Annotated in this window: 24 protein-coding genes and 1 pseudogene; 18 read left to right on the top strand and 7 right to left on the bottom strand. The window is 38.5% G+C overall.

The window, feature by feature from the left end; all coding sequences use genetic code 11:
• Positions 1-15: 15 nt before the first annotated feature.
• The 16 genes from rplO (at position 16) to rpsI (ending at position 10,413) form a co-directional block, all read left to right on the top strand.
• Complete coding sequence (rplO, locus tag NSQ77_RS09635) at positions 16-456, top strand: 50S ribosomal protein L15 (RefSeq protein ID WP_339230627.1); 441 nt, start codon at positions 16-18, stop codon at positions 454-456.
• On the top strand, positions 456-1,748 hold the full coding sequence (secY, locus tag NSQ77_RS09630; RefSeq protein WP_339230625.1) for a preprotein translocase subunit SecY: 1,293 nt from the start codon (positions 456-458) through the stop codon (positions 1,746-1,748). Before rplO ends, secY begins: the two co-directional genes overlap by 1 nt.
• 33 nt (positions 1,749-1,781) lie before the next feature.
• Complete coding sequence (locus tag NSQ77_RS09625) at positions 1,782-2,426, top strand: adenylate kinase (RefSeq protein ID WP_339230623.1); 645 nt, start codon at positions 1,782-1,784, stop codon at positions 2,424-2,426.
• Positions 2,427-2,594: 168 nt separating this feature from the next.
• Positions 2,595-2,933 carry a KOW domain-containing RNA-binding protein gene (locus NSQ77_RS09620; RefSeq protein WP_339230621.1) on the top strand — a complete coding sequence of 113 codons (339 nt, stop codon included), beginning with the start codon at positions 2,595-2,597 and terminating at the stop codon, positions 2,931-2,933.
• Positions 2,920-3,138 carry a translation initiation factor IF-1 gene (infA, locus tag NSQ77_RS09615; RefSeq protein WP_010095735.1) on the top strand — a complete coding sequence of 73 codons (219 nt, stop codon included), beginning with the start codon at positions 2,920-2,922 and terminating at the stop codon, positions 3,136-3,138. Before NSQ77_RS09620 ends, infA begins: the two co-directional genes overlap by 14 nt.
• A gap of 31 nt (positions 3,139-3,169) precedes the next feature.
• Entirely contained in the window at positions 3,170-3,283 is a 114-nt protein-coding gene (gene rpmJ / locus NSQ77_RS09610; RefSeq protein ID WP_010095733.1) for a 50S ribosomal protein L36, read from the top strand.
• A 21-nt stretch (positions 3,284-3,304) separates the two neighbouring features.
• Positions 3,305-3,670 carry a 30S ribosomal protein S13 gene (gene rpsM, locus NSQ77_RS09605; protein ID WP_339230619.1) on the top strand — a complete coding sequence of 122 codons (366 nt, stop codon included), beginning with the start codon at positions 3,305-3,307 and terminating at the stop codon, positions 3,668-3,670.
• Between the two features lie 21 nt (positions 3,671-3,691).
• Positions 3,692-4,081, top strand: a complete 390-nt coding sequence (gene rpsK, locus NSQ77_RS09600) for a 30S ribosomal protein S11 (protein WP_339230617.1) — start codon at positions 3,692-3,694, stop codon at positions 4,079-4,081.
• Between the two features lie 203 nt (positions 4,082-4,284).
• A complete protein-coding gene (locus NSQ77_RS09595) occupies positions 4,285-5,229 on the top strand; it encodes a DNA-directed RNA polymerase subunit alpha (protein ID WP_149474247.1) in 945 nt (314 codons plus the stop codon).
• 45 nt (positions 5,230-5,274) lie between these two features.
• Positions 5,275-5,628: a 50S ribosomal protein L17 gene (rplQ, locus tag NSQ77_RS09590; RefSeq protein WP_339230615.1), complete on the top strand. Its 354-nt coding sequence runs from the start codon at positions 5,275-5,277 to the stop codon at positions 5,626-5,628.
• Between the two features lie 489 nt (positions 5,629-6,117).
• Entirely contained in the window at positions 6,118-6,957 is an 840-nt protein-coding gene (locus NSQ77_RS09585) for an energy-coupling factor ABC transporter ATP-binding protein (protein WP_339230613.1), read from the top strand.
• A complete protein-coding gene (locus NSQ77_RS09580; RefSeq protein WP_339230611.1) occupies positions 6,933-7,802 on the top strand; it encodes an energy-coupling factor ABC transporter ATP-binding protein in 870 nt (289 codons plus the stop codon). Before NSQ77_RS09585 ends, NSQ77_RS09580 begins: the two co-directional genes overlap by 25 nt.
• Positions 7,799-8,602, top strand: a complete 804-nt coding sequence (locus tag NSQ77_RS09575) for an energy-coupling factor transporter transmembrane protein EcfT (RefSeq protein WP_339230609.1) — start codon at positions 7,799-7,801, stop codon at positions 8,600-8,602. The genes NSQ77_RS09580 and NSQ77_RS09575 overlap by 4 nt, the downstream gene beginning before the upstream one ends.
• 18 nt (positions 8,603-8,620) lie before the next feature.
• Positions 8,621-9,367: a tRNA pseudouridine(38-40) synthase TruA gene (gene truA, locus NSQ77_RS09570; RefSeq protein WP_339230607.1), complete on the top strand. Its 747-nt coding sequence runs from the start codon at positions 8,621-8,623 to the stop codon at positions 9,365-9,367.
• A 195-nt stretch (positions 9,368-9,562) separates the two neighbouring features.
• Complete coding sequence (gene rplM, locus NSQ77_RS09565; RefSeq protein WP_095313500.1) at positions 9,563-10,000, top strand: 50S ribosomal protein L13; 438 nt, start codon at positions 9,563-9,565, stop codon at positions 9,998-10,000.
• 20 nt (positions 10,001-10,020) lie between these two features.
• On the top strand, positions 10,021-10,413 hold the full coding sequence (gene rpsI, locus NSQ77_RS09560) for a 30S ribosomal protein S9 (protein WP_095313499.1): 393 nt from the start codon (positions 10,021-10,023) through the stop codon (positions 10,411-10,413).
• Between the two features lie 68 nt (positions 10,414-10,481).
• Here rpsI and NSQ77_RS09555 read toward each other — a convergent pair whose 3' ends face one another.
• The 7 genes from NSQ77_RS09555 to NSQ77_RS09525 form a co-directional block, all read right to left on the bottom strand.
• Positions 10,482-11,522 carry a site-specific integrase gene (locus tag NSQ77_RS09555; RefSeq protein WP_339230603.1) on the bottom strand — a complete coding sequence of 347 codons (1,041 nt, stop codon included), beginning with the start codon at positions 11,520-11,522 and terminating at the stop codon, positions 10,482-10,484.
• 93 nt (positions 11,523-11,615) lie between these two features.
• The gene (locus NSQ77_RS09550; protein WP_339230601.1) at positions 11,616-11,813 is read right to left on the bottom strand and encodes a DNA-binding protein; all 198 of its coding nucleotides are present in this window, start codon (positions 11,811-11,813) and stop codon (positions 11,616-11,618) included.
• A gap of 26 nt (positions 11,814-11,839) precedes the next feature.
• Positions 11,840-12,037, bottom strand: a complete 198-nt coding sequence (locus NSQ77_RS09545) for a hypothetical protein (RefSeq protein ID WP_339230600.1) — start codon at positions 12,035-12,037, stop codon at positions 11,840-11,842.
• Positions 12,038-12,044: 7 nt separating this feature from the next.
• The gene (locus NSQ77_RS09540; RefSeq protein ID WP_339230598.1) at positions 12,045-12,533 is read right to left on the bottom strand and encodes a hypothetical protein; all 489 of its coding nucleotides are present in this window, start codon (positions 12,531-12,533) and stop codon (positions 12,045-12,047) included.
• A 177-nt stretch (positions 12,534-12,710) separates the two neighbouring features.
• Positions 12,711-13,202, bottom strand: a complete 492-nt coding sequence (locus tag NSQ77_RS09535) for a hypothetical protein (protein ID WP_339230596.1) — start codon at positions 13,200-13,202, stop codon at positions 12,711-12,713.
• A gap of 218 nt (positions 13,203-13,420) precedes the next feature.
• On the bottom strand, positions 13,421-14,731 hold the full coding sequence (locus tag NSQ77_RS09530) for a DUF87 domain-containing protein (protein WP_339230595.1): 1,311 nt from the start codon (positions 14,729-14,731) through the stop codon (positions 13,421-13,423).
• A gap of 99 nt (positions 14,732-14,830) precedes the next feature.
• A complete protein-coding gene (locus NSQ77_RS09525; protein ID WP_339230593.1) occupies positions 14,831-15,187 on the bottom strand; it encodes a hypothetical protein in 357 nt (118 codons plus the stop codon).
• Positions 15,188-15,372: 185 nt separating this feature from the next.
• Between NSQ77_RS09525 and NSQ77_RS09520 the strand changes: the two genes are divergently transcribed.
• Positions 15,373-16,131 carry a hypothetical protein gene (locus NSQ77_RS09520; RefSeq protein ID WP_339230592.1) on the top strand — a complete coding sequence of 253 codons (759 nt, stop codon included), beginning with the start codon at positions 15,373-15,375 and terminating at the stop codon, positions 16,129-16,131.
• Positions 16,132-16,438: 307 nt separating this feature from the next.
• A pseudogene (locus NSQ77_RS09515) lies at positions 16,439-16,880 on the top strand (JAB domain-containing protein).
• Positions 16,881-16,900 lie beyond the last annotated feature (20 nt).

Raw genomic sequence — 16,900 nt, 5'->3', positions numbered from 1 at the left:
AGAGGAGGTGCTCGCATGAAACTTCATGAATTGAAGGCGGCAGAAGGAACTCGCAAAGAGAGAAACCGTGTTGGTCGTGGAACTGCTTCTGGTAACGGAAAAACTTCAGGTCGTGGACACAAAGGCCAAAAAGCTCGTTCAGGCGGCGGTGTACGTCCAGGATTTGAAGGTGGACAAATGCCTTTGTTCCAACGTTTACCTAAACGTGGATTCACTAACATCAACCGTAAAGATTACTCAATCGTAAACTTAGATACATTAAATCGTTTTGAAGAAGGCACTGAAATCACACCAGAGCTATTACTTGAAGAAGGTGTCGTAAGTAAGCTGAATGCTGGTATTAAAGTACTAGCAGGTGGCACTATCGAAAAGAAACTGACAGTAAAAGCTCACAAGTTCTCAGCTTCAGCTAAAGAAGCAATCGAGGCAGCGGGCGGTCAAACTGAGGTGATCTAATGTTTCGTACAATCTCCAATTTTATGCGCGTAGCTGATATTAGACGGAAAATAATTTTCACATTATTAATGTTGATTGTCTTCCGTCTAGGCACTTTTATACCTGTTCCATTTACGGATAGAGCAGCTATAGACTTTATGAACCAACAAAATGTATTTGGGTTTCTAAACACCTTTGGTGGCGGAGCCCTTCAAAATTTCTCCATTTTTGCAATGGGAATTATGCCATACATTACAGCATCCATCATCATGCAGTTATTGCAAATGGATGTTGTGCCTAAGTTCACCGAGTGGAAAAAGCAGGGTGAAATGGGACGTAAAAAGATTGCACAGGTTACTCGCTATGGAACGATTGTGCTTGCATTTATTCAAGCTATTGCAATGTCAGTTGGGTTTAATGCGATGGCAGGTGGTTTACTGATTGTAGACCCTAACTTTATGAAGTTTCTTGTCATTGCTATCACACTGACAGGTGGAACAGCATTTTTAATGTGGCTGGGTGAGCAAATAACTGCCAATGGTGTCGGCAATGGGATTTCAATCCTGATCTTTGCAGGAATCGTGGCAGCAGTACCAAATGGTGTAGGTCAACTATTCAGTCAGTATTTTGTTAATCCTGGCGATGAGTTGTTTATCAATATCATTATTGTACTATTAATTGCCTTGGTTGTTGTTGCAGTTACCGTTGGGGTTATATTTGTAAACCAAGCATTACGTAAAATACCAATCCAATATGCAAAAAAACTTGTAAATCGATCACCAGTTGGAGGGCAATCAACGCATTTGCCGATTAAAGTGAATGCTTCAGGAGTTATTCCTGTTATCTTTGCAATTGCATTTATGATGGCTCCAACAACGATTGCTGGATTCTTTGAAGGCAATCAAGTAGCATCGACTATTACGTATATATTTGATTATACGCAGCCAGTTGGTATGGTAGTATACGTAGCATTAATTATTGCCTTCACTTATTTCTATACCTTTGTTCAAGTTAACCCTGAACAGATGGCTGAAAACCTACAAAAACAAGGTGGGTATATTCCAGGGATTCGTCCTGGGAAAAATACAGAAACATATCTGACACGTGTTTTGTATCGCTTAACATTTGTTGGAGCTATTTTCTTAGCAGCTGTTTCTGTGCTACCTATTATATTAGGTAGTCTTGCAAATCTGCCTACCGCAGTACAAATCGGTGGCACAAGCTTACTAATCGTTGTAGGGGTTGCATTACAGACAATGAAGCAATTAGAAAGCCAGCTAGTGAAGCGTCACTACAAAGGATTTATTAAGTAATTTCCTGCTGCCAATGAGAGCGAGGGGAAAATGTTGAATTTAATTTTAATGGGATTACCTGGTGCTGGTAAAGGTACACAGGCAGAGAAAATAAAAGAGAAATATAACATCCCTCATATTTCAACTGGGGATATGTTCCGTTTAGCGATCAAAGAGGGTACTGAACTTGGTTTGAAAGCTAAAGGATTTATGGATCAAGGTGAACTTGTTCCAGATGAAGTAACCATTGGAATTGTAAAAGAACGTTTAAGTAAAGCAGATTGTGAAAATGGTTTTCTATTGGATGGATTTCCAAGAACGATTGCACAAGCGGAAGCTTTACAAGAACTTCTAACAGAATTAAATCGAAAAATCAACTACGTATTACATGTAGATGTACCAGAAGAAAAATTGGTAGAGCGTTTAACAGGACGGAGAATTTGTCCTACTTGCGGAACAACATACCATGTTGTATACAACCCGCCAAAAGTAGAAGGTGTATGTGACAAAGATGGTTCTACATTAATTCAACGGGAAGACGATCAACCAGAGACAGTTAAGAAACGTTTATCCGTTAATATAAAGCAAACACAACCGTTACTTGATTTTTATCAAGATAGGGGATATCTTGTGACAGTAGATGGAGATCGTGACATCGATGAAGTCTTCCAGGATATTCAAGCAATTCTTGAAAAATAAGTCATTTAGGTAACTTTTGACACAGAATAGATGCAAATCTTTTCTTGAAAAGTTATAATATATGACGAAAGTATTCAGGGAATATACATGTATTACTTTATATAAACTTGCACAGGATGATAAATAGTTACGCCTGTCCTGTGTGAATTTTAAACTATAGCCTAAGTGATGGTGATCGCTGTTGTGCGGAACAATTCAGGTTCTCTGCTCGGTCAGATAGTTCGTATTAAGCAAGGACGTGAAGCAGGCCAATACGCAATAATCATTGAAGTTATAGATGATCAGTTTGTCCTGTTAGCTGATGGGGAGAAGCGTAAAACGAATAGACCAAAGAAGAAGAATCTGCATCACATTGAGATGGTGGATTATATTTCCCCAGAAGTCCAAAACAGCCTTCTAGAAACTGGTCGCGTCACAAATGGGAAATTGCGATTTGCCATAACTACATTTAAGATTCAGGTTGTGACTGATTTAAAGAAGGGAGATCTACACGATGGCGAAAGATGATGTAATTGAAGTAGAAGGTACTGTAACGGAAACATTGCCAAACGCAATGTTTAATGTTGAGCTTGAAAATGGCCATACGGTCTTAGCGCATGTATCTGGTAAAATCCGTATGCATTTCATCCGTATCTTACCGGGTGATAAGGTAACGGTTGAACTTTCTCCGTATGATTTAACCAGAGGACGAATTACGTACCGTTATAAATAAACGAGCTCCGATATAAAAGGAGGTAAAGATGATGAAAGTAAGAGCATCTGTAAAACCAATTTGTGAAAAATGCAAAGTCATCAAACGCAAAGGTAAAGTAATGGTGATTTGCGAAAATCCGAAGCATAAACAAAAACAAGGCTAAAAATAGGAGGTGCAAGTGTAGATGGCACGTATTGCAGGTATTGATATTCCACGTGACAAACGTGTAGTAATTTCATTAACGTACATTTATGGAATTGGAAAAGTTACCGCACAGAAAGTCCTCAAAGAAGCAGGCGTTTCTGAAGACACTCGTGTACGTGATTTAACAGAAGACGAGTTAGGAAGAATCCGTCAAGCGATTGATGCATTCACAACTGAAGGTGACCTTCGTCGTGAAATCTCCCTTAACATCAAACGTCTAATTGAAATCGGCTCTTATAGAGGTTTACGTCACCGTCGTGGTTTACCAGTTCGTGGACAGAAAACGAAAAACAACTCACGCACACGTAAAGGCCCACGTAAGACAATGGCTAACAAGAAAAAATAAAGTAAGGAGGTAAGCTAATCAATGGCACGTAATACAAATACACGTAAACGTCGTGTGAAAAAAAATATTGAAACAGGTGTAGCACATATCCGTTCTACATTTAACAATACGATCGTTACCATTACAGACACAAGAGGCAATGCTATTGGCTGGAGCTCTGCAGGTGCATTAGGCTTTAAAGGTTCTAAAAAGTCAACACCATTCGCAGCTCAAATGGCTGCTGAAACTGCAGCTAAATCAGCAGTCGAAAACGGCATGAAAACTTTGGAAGTAACAGTAAAAGGACCAGGTGCTGGACGTGAAGCAGCTATTCGTTCACTTCAAGCAGCAGGTCTGGAAGTTACAGCAATCGTGGATGTAACTCCTGTTCCTCACAATGGTTGCCGCCCACCAAAACGTCGCCGAGTTTAATTATACCGTATAGAATTTGTCACCCTGTCTATAATGGGTTATGATAGCTTAAAAATATGAAGCAATAATCTAAAAGCATCCGAGACAGAATCGTACGAAAGAAATACAGGTAGCGCAGAAACGCCAACTGCCTTAATTGGGGAATTTCGGTTAGACACTAAGTCTAGCCGGGGTTTCGACGTTTTAAAGGAGGGTTTTATTGAATGATCGAAATTGAAAAGCCGAAGATTGAAACGCTTGAAATTAGCGAGGATGCTACATTTGGAAAGTTTGTAGTAGAGCCGCTTGAACGTGGATATGGTGCTACTCTTGGAAACTCCTTGCGTCGTATCTTATTATCCTCACTACCAGGTGCTGCTGTTACATCTGTTCAAATTGATGGAGCACTGCATGAGTTTTCAACGATTGATGGTGTTGTTGAGGATGTAACAACAATAATTTTGAATCTAAAAAAACTCGCTCTAAAAATCTATTCTGATGAAATGAAAACATTGGAAATTGATGTTCAAGGAGAGGGGAAAGTTACAGCTGCTGATCTAACTTATGATAGTGATGTAGAAGTAATGAACCCTGATTTGCATATTGCTACGCTAAACAGCAAAGGCAGCTTGCATATGAAGCTAACTGCTGAGCGTGGACGTGGTTATCGCCAAGCTGATGATAATAAAAATGATGAGCAACCAATCGGTGTAATTCCGATTGATTCCATTTTCACACCAGTTTCACGTGTTACGTATCAAGTTGAAAACACACGTGTCGGCCAAGTAGCAAACTATGATAAATTAACACTGGATGTTTCGACTGATGGAAGCATTCGTCCTGAAGAAGCAGTTTCTTTAGGCGCTAAAATTATTTCAGAACACCTTAATATCTTTGTAGGTTTAACAGATGAAGCGCAAAACGCTGAAATTATGGTGGAAAAAGAAGAAGATCAAAAAGAGAAAGTCATGGAAATGACAATCGAAGAACTTGATCTATCTGTTAGATCTTATAATTGCCTAAAACGTGCTGGTATTAATACTGTTCAAGAGCTTGCTAACAAGTCTGAAGAGGATATGATGAAAGTGCGTAATTTGGGTCGTAAATCTTTGGAAGAAGTAAAAGTTAAATTAGCGGACCTAGGTTTAGGTTTACGCAATGATGACTGATTTATACAGTCACCTTTAGAGTTTCAGAAAAGGGAGGGATAGTCCGTGGCTAGAAAGTTAGGACGTACAACAGACAATCGTATGGCACTACTTCGTAACCTTGCATCTGATTTAATTATTCATGAGCGGATTGAAACAACAGAAGCAAAAGCGAAAGAGCTTAAATCGATCGTAGAAAAAATGATTACACTTGGGAAACGCGGTGATCTTCACGCACGTCGTCAGGCTGCAGCGTTCTTATATAACAAAGAAGCTAATGAAGAAAACAGTGTTCTTCAAAAACTTTTTGATGACGTTGCTGCTCGTTATGAAGACAGACAAGGTGGATACACTCGTGTTCTTAAACTGGGTGAACGCCAAGGTGATGGAGCTAAAATGGCAATCATTGAATTGGTTTAATCAAGCAAAATGCGGCAAGGGCAGGACTCAATCTCTCTCGAGGTTAATCCAAGCCCTTTTTTTGTAGGAAAAGTAAAGCGGGCTCGTTCAGAGACGCAGGACATAAGCAGGAGACCGCAGAGCGCATGGTTTTGGCGCTCGGAGTGTCTAATGCTTATGACCCGTAGTCTCTAGCCCACGCGATACTAGACAGGAAAAGTGCAGCGGGCTCGTTCAGAGACTACGCGATACTAGACATGGAACGCTATAGTAACTATTCAGAGACGTACTCATAACCCAGGTAGCGTACTGTGCAGATTTTAGCCCTTGGAGTGTAATTTGCTTTTCTTTACTAGGTTTTCGTAGCTGTCTTAGTAAAGAAATGCAAACGGGCTCCCACAGAGCCCATGTGGTGTTGGAATGGGAATGCCACGGATACTATGGATTTTATAAGTTAATCAATAAATATACATAAAACCAGGGCTATAGCAAGGTAGAGGAGGATTTTAGATGAGAAAAAAGTTAATAGAGTTTAGAAATGTATCATTTAGATATGGAGATGAGGGGCCCTGGGTGTTAAAAAACTGCTCTTTTGAAATCTATGAAAATGAGTGGGTAGCAATTATCGGACACAATGGTTCAGGGAAATCAACAATAGCTAAGTTGTTAAACGGTTTGCTGTTTCCTCAAGAGGGGGAAATTATTATTGATGGCGAGTTAGTGAATGAGGAGTCCATCTGGAATATTCGTAAGGAAGTAGGAATGGTTTTTCAGAACCCAGACAACCAATTTGTTGGAGCGACCGTACAGGATGATGTTGCCTTTGGAATGGAAAACCGCGGAGTTCCCCGTGAAGAAATGAAAAGGCGGATCATAGACACATTAGCAGCTGTTGGTATGCAGGACTATCGTTTAACAGAACCGCATCGTCTGTCTGGTGGTCAGAAACAGCGTGTAGCGATTGCAAGTGTATTAGCAATTGCTCCAAAGGTTCTTATTCTAGATGAAGCAACCGCAATGCTTGACCCAAGCGGCCGTCAGGAGATTATGCAAACTGTGGCAAGTATTCAAGGCCGGGAAAAGTTATCATTAATAACAATAACACATGATCTGCAAGAGGTGGCTCAAGCGGATCGTGTTATTGTAATGAATACCGGGGAAATTTGGAAAGAGCAGTCACCTAGAGAGATATTTTCGCAAAAAGAAGCTCTAAGAGAAATTGGACTGGATGTTCCGTTTGTTGCTATTCTAGCAGATGAATTGAAACAAGCAGGAGTAGCCATTTCTGCTGAACCGCTAAATCATGAAGAATTGTTGGAGGACCTATGGACATTACATTCGAGAACGTAACCTATATCTATCAACAAAACACACCTTTTGCACATAAAGCGATTGAGGATCTATCCTTTCATATAAAATCAGGTTCATTTGTTGCTATCATTGGACATACTGGTTCGGGAAAATCAACATTAATTCAGCACCTCAATGGGCTTGCAATTCCAACAGAGGGCAAAGTATCGATTGGCAGCTATCACTTATCAAAGGAAGAGAAGCCAAAGGATATGAAGGAATTGCGCAGTAGGGTTGGCGTTGTATTCCAATATCCGGAGCATCAATTATTTGAAGAAACCGTTGCAAAAGATATTGCATTTGGCCCACAAAATTTCGGTGTAGCAGAAACAGAGATTAAAAAGCGCATTAACGAAATTACCCCAGCAGTTGGACTTGATGAAACACTTCTAGAACGATCTCCTTTCGACCTCAGTGGCGGCCAAATGCGCCGGGTTGCGATTGCTGGAGTGCTCGCCGTGAAGCCTGATGTCCTTGTGCTTGATGAACCAACAGCAGGGCTTGATCCAAGGGGCCAAAAAGAAATTATGGACATGTTTTATAAACTCCATCAGAACCAAGGCTTAACAACGATACTTGTCACGCATAGCATGGAGGATGCTTTAAAATATGCTGACCATGTACTTATTTTAAATAAAGGGACAAAGTATATGGAAGGTTCTCCTGAGGAAGTTTTCAGCCAAAAGGAAGCACTTCAGCGTGTACAACTTGATGTCCCGGAAGTGGTTCAATTTTTGGATGAATTCCAAGAGAAGTTTGGAATATCGATCCCATTTAAAAAGCAACCGATAAAAGAGCTTGCAGAAGCGATTCAGCAGCAAATTAGGGGAGCTGAATCAACATGAATAACGCATTAATTATTGGCCAATATGTTCCAGGAGACTCAATCGTACACAGACTTGACCCGAGAACAAAGATAACAATCATTTTCTTTTTTGTTTTTATCGTATTTTTTGCAAATAATGTAGCGGGATATAGCTTATTAACCATTTTTGCCCTAACATGTATGTTTACTTCGAAGGTGCCAATAAGGTTTATTATGAAAGGTCTGACACCGGTTTGGTTTTTGATTGTATTTACATTTATTTTGCACTTATTTGTTACAAAGGAAGGAACAGTAATTCTTGATTTCTGGGTTTTTGAATTTTATTCAGGTGGCGTGATTCAGGGGTTTGCAATTTCAATTCGGTTTTTCTTGCTTATACTTGTTACCTCTTTACTAACGTTAACAACGACACCAATTGAAATCACGGACGCTATTGAAGATATGCTGCATCCGCTGAAGCGATTTAAGTTTCCTGTTCATGAATTAGCATTAATGATGTCTATCTCCTTACGATTTATTCCAACATTGATGCAAGAGACAGATAAGATTTCCAAGGCACAGGCTTCTCGTGGTGTTGATTTCCGCACAGGGCCGATCAGAGAACGAATTAAAGCGATTGTCCCTCTCCTTGTCCCGCTTTTTGTTAGTGCATTTAAGCGAGCTGAAGAGCTGGCAATGGCTATGGAAGCTCGTGGCTATCAAGGTGGGGAAGGCCGAAGCAAGCTTCGGGAATTAAAAATTGAAAAACGTGATATTTTTGTTCTTATTTTATTTATTCTCGTAGTGGCAGGTTTAATCCTAGCACGTATGTATGGGTAAGAGAAAGGCTGGATGGCGATGCCAAGGTTAAAATGTAAGATTAAATATGATGGCTCCGGATTTTCAGGGTTTCAGAGACAACCCCAAAATCGGACCGTACAGGGGTCTATCGAAGGCGTTTTGAAAAAGATGCATAAAGGGTCAGAAATCCATCTGCAAGCGTCAGGTCGCACTGATACGGGCGTACATGCCATTGGCCAGGTAATTCACTTTGATTCACCATACACCATACCAGAGGAAAACTGGAAACGTGCAATGAATACACTGCTCCCCGATGATATATATATCGATGAGGTAGAAGAGGTCTCTGAAGACTTTCATGCAAGGTATAGTGCAAAGGAGAAGGAATATCACTACTTCGTATGGAATGCGAAAGAACCAAATGTATTCAAACGAAATTATTCCTACAATTTTCCGTATGAATTAGACATGGAAAAAATGCAGGAAGGCTGTACCTACTTAATGGGCACGCATGATTTCACAACCTTCTCATCAGCAAAATCAACAGCAAAGGGCAGTAAAATTCGTACACTTTATCAGGCTGCATGCCAAAAAAATGGTGATGAGATCGAGTTTGTTTTCAAAGGAAGCGGCTTCTTGTATAACATGGTCCGAATTATGGTAAGTGTGTTATTAGATATCGGACAAGGAAGGCGGCAGCCAACAGACATTATTGACTTATTAGAGAAAAAAGACCGCCAATTGGCAGGAAAAACAATCTCGCCACAAGGACTCTATTTGTGGAATGTAACCTATAAAAAATAATTTGTTGATTATCGTTCTTTTTTGCAAAATAAATCGCGCGTAAGCTTGACAAATCTGTGTGATTTGGTATATTATGATTTATGGCATTTTATTTCTAAACCATGATTAGCCCCGGAATCTAATTATGTTAAGAATATAAAAATCGAATTAAAATTAAATCAAATAAAATGATTAAATATATGGAGGGAACTTATCATGCGCACAACTTTCATGGCGAATGAATCTAATATTGAACGCAAATGGCTCGTTGTGGATGCGGAAGGCCAACGTCTTGGTCGTCTGTCAAGTGAAGTTGCTGCAATCCTTCGCGGAAAGCATAAACCAACTTACACACCACATGCAGATACTGGTGACAATGTTATCATTATCAATGCCGAGAAAATCGAATTAACTGGAAACAAAATCAATGACAAAATGTACTACCGTCATTCAAACCACCCAGGTGGATTAAAAGAGCGTAACGCTGATGAAATGCGTACAAAATACCCTGAGCAAATGCTAGAGCTTGCTATTAAAGGTATGTTACCAAAAGGGCCACTAGGTCGTAAAATGGCTAAAAAATTGCACGTATTCAAAGGTGCAGAGCATAATCATCAAGCACAAAAACCAGAAGTTTATGAGCTTCGTGGGTAATTAAAAGGGAGGTAAAACAATTGGCACAAGTACAATACTATGGAACAGGTCGTCGTAAAAAATCAACTGCCCGTGTACGTTTAGTACCAGGTACAGGTAATGTAACAATCAATGGTCGTGACGCAAAAGACTATTTCCCATATGAAACACAACTTTTGATTCTTAACCAGCCATTGGCTGCAACAGAAACTCAAGGAACATATGATGTTTTAGTAAACGTTCATGGTGGAGGATTCACTGGTCAAGCTGGTGCTATCCGTCACGGTATCGCTCGCGCATTATTAGAAGCAGATCCAGAATACCGTTCTACTCTAAAACGCGAAGGTTACCTAACTCGTGACGCTCGTATGAAAGAACGTAAGAAATACGGTCTTAAAGGCGCACGTCGTGCACCTCAGTTCTCAAAACGTTAATAGGTTTGTTGATATACCAACGTTTCCAAAGGTTTTTGGGTGCAAGTTGGTGCAAATTAACGTTAATCTTACAAAGCACTTAACAGATTTAAAGCATCGGCATCCTGCTGGTGCTTTTTTTCTGGCATTAATTCCAGATAATAATTTTGTGTTGTTTGGATATTTATGTGTCCTAATCGTTTTGATACATATGCAATATCAATATCTTGGGCAAACAAAAATGATGCATGTGTATCTCTCAAACCGTGAAACGTTGTTTTTTTAATGTCAAGTTTCTCTAGTAGTTCAGTCAACTGTTCAGATTGTTTAAATCCCCCAAAACTAAAAATATAACCATTCTCTTTAACAGGAATCCTACGAATAAGCTCATACACTTCTTTGTTTATAGAAACATCACGTTTTGCATTTTGTGTCTTTAATGAAGTATCGTCAGAGGTAGGGCTGATGGAATGTCTAACTTTTATTCCGTATTCATAAAGACTCTCTGGTCGTATTGCTAGTAGTTCTCCACGTCGCATACCTGTTTCTAATGCTAGTAATACAAGGACGTTGAATTCATCTTCTGGATGCAGTAAAACGTAAGTGCGGAGCTTTTTAAAATCTGTAATAGACAAAGCCCTGTTTCGTTTTGGTGGATTCACACCCCGTGTCTTTACTAATGGTGCAAAATCATTCACAATGTAGCCACGAGCATATGCATCACGTAGAGATGTTTTAATTTTAAGAAGTACTTCATGTGTTGTTTTTCGTGAATGTGTTTTCGCATATTCGTCAATCTTCTTCTGAACAACAATATCATTCAAATCTTTTAATTGGATATCCTGAAATAAATTTCTAATAATGCCTGAAGTACGAACATAATTCTGGAATGTCGTTTCTTTAACATCATTGACCTTTACAAGGTAAATCCAATTCTCAAAGAAGTCAGCAAATGTTGTTGTTCTTTGGGCAAGTTCTTTACCTTCCCCTTTGGCTAATTCCATTTCTAAAGCCCAGAGATTTGCTTCTTTCTTTGTTGGAAAGGTTTGCGAAATCCTTTTATGTTGACCGTGTTTGTACAATGAAACTTGTGCTCTGTATGATTTTCCTCTTTTTACTATACTAGCCATACTATCATCCCTCTCATAAAAATAGCAGATAGACGCTAGTTGAATACATCTATATTGTATTTCTAAACTAGCATCTTATCAACTGACAGCATTTTAAACGGAGTGTTCTTCGATAAAGTGCACTAAGGATTTCATGGTGTATCGTTCATGCTTGCCGATCATGAAGCGTTCTAGTTCATCGTGTGGTCGGATGTATTTATCAAATGATTTTGGGTCTATCCCTAAGAAATCTGATGCTTGTTCTCTAGTTAATAGATATGGATAGTTCTTTGCGTTCTTAACGATGCTCATTTAGCCCCATCTCCTTTTCATTATTTTTATTCATATTCGTCTAACCCTTTCATTGCACTCTCAGCACTATCTTTTATGCTTGCTAAAAGAGCCTCAGGCGTATAGTTGTGTTTTTGATAATCTGAATCACTAGTCCTTCTGTTGATTGTGCTTTCACCTTGTAGAACAGAGTCAACAATTTCAATCACATTCTTTATACTTTCTCTTACTTTTGGCTTATTCATGTAAATATCATCCTTCCCAAGGCTTACCTTCTAATAGATAAAGTGCCTTGTATTTATTCACCCAAGAAATATGGTCATCATTGGGTTCGAATTCTTCGTAGAAATGTTTATAGAAATAATCTATTAATTCCAGTGCTGTGCCATCGCCCCATATCTGCTCAACCTTCCACAATGTCGGAAGAAGTCCAGACCCTTTAATTAAATGGTCTATTGACTGCTCTAATAAGTTGTTTCGTGGTGAAGGTGACTCAAAGTGAAAATCTTTCTGGTCCAACAAATCGAGCATTAATTTCGTAAGTTTATGTGGACGATTCGAGTTAACGTAAAAGAACATGTATCGATCAATTATGGAACTCACAATTAAATTTTTGAGTTGTTCATCCGTATTACATTGTTTTATCGCTTCCGTTAATTGATGCGCATAATCACCAGAATACTCTGCTTCGACGCGCGTCCAGTCATCTACTTCTTTAGCTACATGGCGCATATGTTTCATGATAGTTGTTCCTCTTTTTTGTCATAAATGCGTAAATGCACTTTTGTATTTCTGCTTTTTGCTCCGATATACAATGTTTGTGCCTGAAAGTCTTTCGATACGTCGGACACTTTCGAGTTGTTTCTTTTGTATGGCTTTTCTTTGTTGTCATCAATAACCTTTTGTAGATAACTTTTATTAGTACTTCCCATAGCGCAATTCAGTCCTTTTTTCTTCAATTGAACGTTTTAATTTAGCAATATCAATACCTTCATTAAGAAAGTCGCAACACATGTCAATTCGTGAAAGTCTAAAGGAATACTCATCAGCATTAATCGTCTTAAAAAAGGTGTGTAAATGAATAGGCTCATTAAATTCTGCTTCATATCGTTTCCGATACTCATGCCATGCGTATGCACTGAATTTTACAATTACGCCCATTTTTGTAAATGCTTCATGATAAGCAATACAAAAGTAAAATGGTGCATTGTTAAATGAATATCCTACTGTATATCCTTCTGGTAATTTAACATCTGCTTCATCGAAATTGTCGAATAGTTTATGCATCTTAGATTTCACCAAGAATGTACTTATTAAATTTTTTGCTACCCAGTCACGCCATTCATCAAAGTCAAACACGCCTGTTGCTTGTAATACAAGTGTGAATTGGTCAATATCGGGTTTAATCATGTTCTGTTCACTCCTTTACGTTCGGAAAACTTTAGAGAAAGTTTTTTAAGTGTAAAAGCCCATTATGACGGTCTTGATGGGTGTTTTTGCTACCTACCGGAGCTGGCGTGATTACCAAGACGCCAGCTTTCCTAAAGGCGTAAAGCACGAAGCGGAACCTTCCCCGCCTAAACGGCGGGTCCCCTTCCGCTCTCTGTGCCGTCTCCCTTAAGGAAAAGCTAAGTACTGTCATTCAAAAAGCTACAGTAAGGAACCGTCAACAAGCGTGGATTGTCAGCACTTGCAAGCCCTGGATAACTGTAAATTCCTTGACCAGCAGTAAACTCGACTGGTGGTATATCCACACCAGATGAAAATAAAGTTCTATAGGTTTGCTCATCGCTATCACCTAAAGCAATCTTCAAGACGAGCTGTTCTCTAATCGCTGTTGGCATTGTTTGAGCATTCATTTGTTGTGTCGCTACCCATAAGATACACCCTAGTTGACGACCCATGAATGCAACGTCAGACAGTATGCTATCGACTTCATCACGTTCCTTTTTCGCCAAAGTCCTCCATGATTCTCTCAATGCTCCGAACTCATCTATAAGCAGAATTAAAGCTGGTAGACCAGCGTCCTTATACGTTTTGTTGCGATTCGATATGAAATAATCTTGCAACTCATCTTGCCGTTCTTTCATTCGTTCATGAAATTGTTTAATCAATTCAATTGCATTTGTCTTGTCGGCTGTTCGCTTATCACCAATGGTACGTTTAGCCATTTGGTATACATCTGTACGCTTTGGATCAATAATGAATAACTCATGATTGACACTTTTCGCTAATACTTGTTCAACTAGAATTTGAATAAGCAGGGACTTACCGCTACCTGTTTGTCCACTTAATCCCATATGGTGAAACGGTACAGTTGCACGCTCATCCAAGCGTAATGCGTAATCGTCTGCTGTCTTGTTTGACCATTCAATCAAGTCACTTGCTGATTTAATCTCAAGTTGTTTTTGTGAATCTACAGCATAAAATTCATAACTGTACCAATTACGGTCTCTAGACAAATACTGGCGTTCACTCAAATATCCATTTAACGCTGAATCAATTCTCATGTCTTCTAATTTCTTGTCGAATTTAATGGAGTTTTGAATGAACACTTTTCCTGATTTTCTAGCGCGATTATCATCAAATACAATTTTGATGTTCGGTAATCTAACTAAACGATTATCAAACTCACGTTCATCTTCAAATCTTGCATCTTTGATATGCCTTCTCAATCGTTTTATCATCGAATAGTAATGAACGGAAAAAAGTGGTCCAAACCATAGTTTATTGCGAAATGACCAAGCAACAAATAAGCCGATTACCATCAAACCAACAGGAACCAAGAAGATATGTGACTCAACATGTGGAAGCTGTAATATCGCTATTTGTTCTGCAATCAATGGATACAGTTTGTAAAAGAAAAACCATAAAACGAGAAATAATCCGATGATTAGAAACGAAATAAACCCACGTTGCATTCGGTATGTCTTCTTCATGTAATTCACATCCTAATATTGTGATTCCGCCCCTTATTAGGGGCGGTCACATGCATTGAAATGGTAATGAAAGAAAGGGAACTAATTGTCCCTTGTCCTTTACTTAGGCTGAGTAATTTCCACATCATCTGCTTTAACGCTGAGCTCTGATTGGAACGTTCCGTATACACTTGCGGTTGGATTCACAAACGTGATACGACTGAACTTCTTATAATCCTTTGGTTGTTGAGGTACTTTAACGTCAATTTTTTCTCCAGCATTAAGATCTGGTTCAACATCTTTGCCTGGGTATTCTGTCCTGTCTGTGGCTATCACACATTTATATTTCGTACCTAGCTGTTTTGTGATTTTTCCATCGTCGTATTCATTCCATGCTTCATGAGCCATCACACGCACATCTTTGTCCTTGAAAAATGCTTCGCAGTCGAATTTGTTGAATCCTCTTAGTTTTTTCATCGTATTTTTTACTCTCCTTCATTGGTACACTTTATTTTTGAAAGAAACCTGCAGAATTATCTCTCAGGTTTAACACTACTAAAGGACGGCATGGATAAGGAGGGGGTAATAGATTCCACCCCCTTTTTACATATAGGTTGTGGTTTATACTAATGTTAGAATATTAATAAAGGAGAGGGTCGCATATGAAAAATACGGATATGGTGGCTATGGAAGAAGTGTTGAGATTAGTACATTTAGAAATAGGTTATGACAAGGATGATTTCTCACGAGAAGTATTACGGTTATTAGATGAAAATGGAAATAATCATCATATAATAAATGCAGATAAGATGCGTGAATATATCAAGAACTATATTGATCGAAAATATAAAGAAATAAACAATGCTTTTCCAATCACAGATATAGAAAGAGATACAATTATAAAAATAGAAGGTTCTACACAGGGAACAAGATATAAGAAAGACGATATTATTAAAATGTTAAAGGATGTGCGTGTAAATGAATTATTAATGAATCGCCTTAAAAAAAGGGCAATTTATTATAAAGACTCATATATACCACTAGGACTAGCAAAATTTCAAATAGCAAAGTCCAACGGAATAATTTCCAGTAAAGACCAACTGTTATTCTTTGAGTTATTTAAAAGCGATTCACTTGATATGATTAAAGAAAAAATAGCTATTATGCAAAAAGCTGTAGAAGTAATTGAAATGATAGAAGAGGCTGTTGAAGAAGAAAATCACAAAATGAGTGTGCAATATTCCATTCAATATCAGACAGAAATTGAAGAGATAGAGAAAGAAGAATTGAAAAAAATTAACGAGCTAGAAGAAATAATAAATAATGAAAATGAACTTATAGAAAATTACAATTTTAAAGAAGTTGAAGCAAGTCGCTCTCCCGAAAGTTTTTATTACTATAAAGATGTAACGGAAGAGTAACAAGTATTACACGTTTCTCCTTTTCAGCTCCCCTAATTGTAATCTCCTAATGCGTCTGTAGAGTATGGACACATTATCGATTATGTAAAGGGTCTTCGTTCTTCGGATATAATGGCAAAGCCAAGTGGATAAGAGTGCGTAATAAAGCAATTAACGCTTTAAACGTACTCTAATTTATTGGGCTTTACTCATCATATCTACAAATCACTTGATGCTATCGCTACTTACGCCACTTGACAAAAATCGATGCGGAGATTGATTGAATGGTGACCAAAAAGGTCAAAAATTATTAGAAAAGTTGATCAATATGGAAACCATTTTAGAGATTGTACGTATCGAACAAATTATGTGAAGCTGAGGAGGGTGTAAATTACATGGTAAAATGTCCGAAAGATGGAGCAAAGATTGCAACTCGTTTTATAGGTCGTGATGATCGTGAAGTATTCTTTGTTATGTGTTTAAATACGAAAAATAACGTCATTGCGGTTCATCGCTGTCATGTTGGTTTGTTGAATTCCTCGATTGTACATTCACGAGAGGTGTTTAAATCAGCAATACTCAATAATGCAGCAAGTGTCATTGTTGCGCATCAGCATCCAAGTGGTGATATTACACCATCAATAGAAGATATAAACGTTACAAAAAGATTAGTAGAAGCAGGAAAGCTTCTAGGGATTGAGGTGCTTGACCATTTAGTAGTAAACGGTGATGATAGTTTCACTAGCTTGAAAGAAAGAGGTTACATCTAAGGGAGAGAAACAACTCCCTT

The organism is Oceanobacillus sp. FSL K6-2867 (assembly GCF_037963145.1).
Taxonomy (GTDB): domain Bacteria; phylum Bacillota; class Bacilli; order Bacillales; family Amphibacillaceae; genus Oceanobacillus.
The sequence above is the reverse complement of the archived record's forward strand: the minus strand, read 5'-3'. Positions and strand labels throughout refer to the sequence as shown.

Coding starts and splice junctions, on each gene's coding strand:
- rplO (WP_339230627.1), top strand. CDS start 16: ATGAAACTTCATGAATTGAAGGCGGCAGAAGGAACTCGCAAAGAGAGA.
- secY (WP_339230625.1), top strand. CDS start 456: ATGTTTCGTACAATCTCCAATTTTATGCGCGTAGCTGATATTAGACGG.
- NSQ77_RS09620 (WP_339230621.1), top strand. CDS start 2,595: ATGGTGATCGCTGTTGTGCGGAACAATTCAGGTTCTCTGCTCGGTCAG.
- infA (WP_010095735.1), top strand. CDS start 2,920: ATGGCGAAAGATGATGTAATTGAAGTAGAAGGTACTGTAACGGAAACA.
- rpmJ (WP_010095733.1), top strand. CDS start 3,170: ATGAAAGTAAGAGCATCTGTAAAACCAATTTGTGAAAAATGCAAAGTC.
- rpsM (WP_339230619.1), top strand. CDS start 3,305: ATGGCACGTATTGCAGGTATTGATATTCCACGTGACAAACGTGTAGTA.
- rpsK (WP_339230617.1), top strand. CDS start 3,692: ATGGCACGTAATACAAATACACGTAAACGTCGTGTGAAAAAAAATATT.
- NSQ77_RS09595 (WP_149474247.1), top strand. CDS start 4,285: ATGATCGAAATTGAAAAGCCGAAGATTGAAACGCTTGAAATTAGCGAG.
- NSQ77_RS09585 (WP_339230613.1), top strand. CDS start 6,118: ATGAGAAAAAAGTTAATAGAGTTTAGAAATGTATCATTTAGATATGGA.
- NSQ77_RS09580 (WP_339230611.1), top strand. CDS start 6,933: ATGGACATTACATTCGAGAACGTAACCTATATCTATCAACAAAACACA.
- NSQ77_RS09575 (WP_339230609.1), top strand. CDS start 7,799: ATGAATAACGCATTAATTATTGGCCAATATGTTCCAGGAGACTCAATC.
- truA (WP_339230607.1), top strand. CDS start 8,621: ATGCCAAGGTTAAAATGTAAGATTAAATATGATGGCTCCGGATTTTCA.
- rplM (WP_095313500.1), top strand. CDS start 9,563: ATGCGCACAACTTTCATGGCGAATGAATCTAATATTGAACGCAAATGG.
- NSQ77_RS09555 (WP_339230603.1), bottom strand. CDS start 11,522: ATGGCTAGTATAGTAAAAAGAGGAAAATCATACAGAGCACAAGTTTCA.
- NSQ77_RS09550 (WP_339230601.1), bottom strand. CDS start 11,813: ATGAGCATCGTTAAGAACGCAAAGAACTATCCATATCTATTAACTAGA.
- NSQ77_RS09545 (WP_339230600.1), bottom strand. CDS start 12,037: ATGAATAAGCCAAAAGTAAGAGAAAGTATAAAGAATGTGATTGAAATT.
- NSQ77_RS09540 (WP_339230598.1), bottom strand. CDS start 12,533: ATGAAACATATGCGCCATGTAGCTAAAGAAGTAGATGACTGGACGCGC.
- NSQ77_RS09535 (WP_339230596.1), bottom strand. CDS start 13,202: ATGATTAAACCCGATATTGACCAATTCACACTTGTATTACAAGCAACA.
- NSQ77_RS09530 (WP_339230595.1), bottom strand. CDS start 14,731: ATGAAGAAGACATACCGAATGCAACGTGGGTTTATTTCGTTTCTAATC.
- NSQ77_RS09525 (WP_339230593.1), bottom strand. CDS start 15,187: ATGAAAAAACTAAGAGGATTCAACAAATTCGACTGCGAAGCATTTTTC.
- NSQ77_RS09520 (WP_339230592.1), top strand. CDS start 15,373: ATGAAAAATACGGATATGGTGGCTATGGAAGAAGTGTTGAGATTAGTA.